General features: G+C 60.5%; 2 protein-coding genes. One reads left to right on the top strand and one right to left on the bottom strand.

The features are described from left to right. Positions 1 to 1575, bottom strand: a 1575-nt coding sequence (locus tag Q1A36_RS21215) for a class I SAM-dependent DNA methyltransferase (RefSeq protein WP_299848151.1), incomplete at its 3' end; no start/stop codon positions are given. Positions 1576 to 1834: 259 nt separating this feature from the next. Here Q1A36_RS21215 and Q1A36_RS21210 point away from each other — a divergent pair. Continuing rightward, a partial coding sequence (locus tag Q1A36_RS21210) for a contractile injection system protein, VgrG/Pvc8 family (RefSeq protein WP_299848148.1) occupies positions 1835 to 2169 on the top strand: 335 nt, incomplete at its 3' end.

Below are 2169 nucleotides of genomic sequence, written 5' to 3'. Positions count from 1 at the left end.
TTCGGTCTCTTGTTTGCCATCTCTGATCCTCCGTTTCCTCATAATAACGGCGGACCACTTCACAGGGGGAGGATCACGATAGCCGAAAGCCTCATTCGGCAGGATGCGGGACAAGGGCGTAAGCCTGACCTTGCCGCCTTCGGGTGCTGCAGGGGGCGTCTGGCCGGGCATGACCAGTTCCGCCCCGACTTCCTTGCCATCGGCGTCGATGATCCGGGCAAGCTCGGCCTCGGTGAAGTCACCAAAAAGCCGGGTGATGGTTGCAATGTCACCTTCGCCCAGTTCCTTGCGCTTGGAGCCGAGGCTTTTGCGCATCTTCTGCCAGAAGCCCGATCCGTCGATCAGCTGGACCTTGCCCTTGCGCGCCGCAGGTTTGCGGTTGGTCAGGATCCAGACATAGGTGGCGATGCCGGTGTTGTAGAACATGTCGGTCGGCAGGGCGACGATGGCCTCGACCAGATCGGATTCCAGGACATGGCGGCGGATCTCGCTTTCGCCCGATCCCGCGCCGCCGGTGAACAGGGGCGAGCCGTTCAACACGATGCCGAAGCGGCTGCCGCCCTGCGCTGCCGGGCGCATCTTGGACAGCAGATGCATCAGAAACAGCAGCGAGCCATCCGAGACGCGCGGCAGGCCAGGGCCAAAGCGTCCGGCATGGCCTTTCTGGTCATGTTCGGCGCGAACCGCCTTTTCGACCTTCTTCCATTCGACGCCAAAGGGCGGGTTCGACAGCATATAGTCGAATTTCTCACCCATATGACCATCGTCCGACAGGGTGTTGCCAAAGCTGATATTGCCGACGTCCTGCCCCTTGATCAGCATGTCGGCCTTGCAGATGGCATAGGATTCCGGATTCAATTCCTGTCCAGACAGCGAAACCGAGGCGCCGGGGTTCATGTTGGTCAGATACTCTTCGGCCACCGACAGCATGCCGCCGGTGCCCGCCGTCGGATCATAGATCGTGCGCACAACGCCGGGCTTCGACAGCATCGCGTCATCCTCGACGAAGATCAGGTTGACCATCAGGCGGATGACTTCGCGTGGGGTGAAATGTTCTCCTGCGGTTTCGTTCGACAGTTCGGCAAAGCGGCGGATGAGTTCCTCGAACACGAGCCCCATCTGGTGGTTGGTCACATGATCGGGGTGCAGGTCGATCTGGGTGAATTTCTCGACGACCTGATACAGCAGACCGGCCTTGGACAGGCGGTCGATCTGGGTGTCGAATTCGAACTTGTCGAAGATGTCACGGACCTCGGGTGAGAAGCCAAGGATATAGGCGCGCAGATTCGCGGCGATGTTGTCCTGATCGCCTATGAGCTTCTTCAGGTCCAATGACGAGGCGTTGAAGAAGGTCTGCCCTGCTTTCCTGCGCAGGAACTGATCGACCGGCAGGCCTTGGGATTCGCGCAGCTTCAGTTCGTCGAGAACGGCAGCCTTGGTCGGCGCCAACACGCAGTCGATCCGGCGCAGCACGGTGAACGGGAGGATGATCTTGCCGTAATCCGATTGCTTGTAATCACCGCGAAGGAGGTCAGCGACGCTCCAGAGAAAGGCGGACAATGCTTGCTGGTTCAAGGCGAGGCTCCCATAATATTCGCTTGTTCTAAACGAGCCAGCAGCATCCTCAAGTCACGGTGGGTAGGTATCGCAGATCGCGGCCGCACGACGCTCTTGATACAGGCGAGTCCGACGCCCTTTGGCCAACCGCGTGCTGAATCTGGCTGCCGCAAGGTGCTGTGCGGGGCAAGCCGATCTCGGCAACCTTGGATTGCCGGCAATCCTAGGGCATTCTGCCGGTGTTGTTTTCGATTCTGTGTTTCCTCCGGAGGCCTTTTTGAACGCCCCCTTCAAGCAGACCGAGCGCCTTGGCCGCCTGACCACCGCACTTGGTGCCGACACGCTCAGCCTGTTGCGCTTTGACGGCGCCGATCATCTGAACGATCTTTTCGAATACCGCGTCGAGGCGCTCGCCAGCCGCGACGATCTGGATTTTGACGCCCTCATCGGCACTCATGCCAGCGTCGAGATCGAGGCGCATGACCAGATGCGGCCTTTCGACGGCATTGTCACCAGCGCGCGGTGGGCGGGCGTGGGCGAGAACGGGCATCGCTATGACCTGACGCTGCGGCCGTGGTTCTGGCTGGCCGGCCGCCGCCGCAACCAGCGGAT

This window comes from uncultured Paracoccus sp. (assembly GCF_947487305.1).
In the GTDB taxonomy this organism is placed as follows: domain Bacteria; phylum Pseudomonadota; class Alphaproteobacteria; order Rhodobacterales; family Rhodobacteraceae; genus Paracoccus.
Note: the sequence above shows the minus strand (reverse complement) of the source record. Positions and strands in the feature narration are given on the sequence as shown.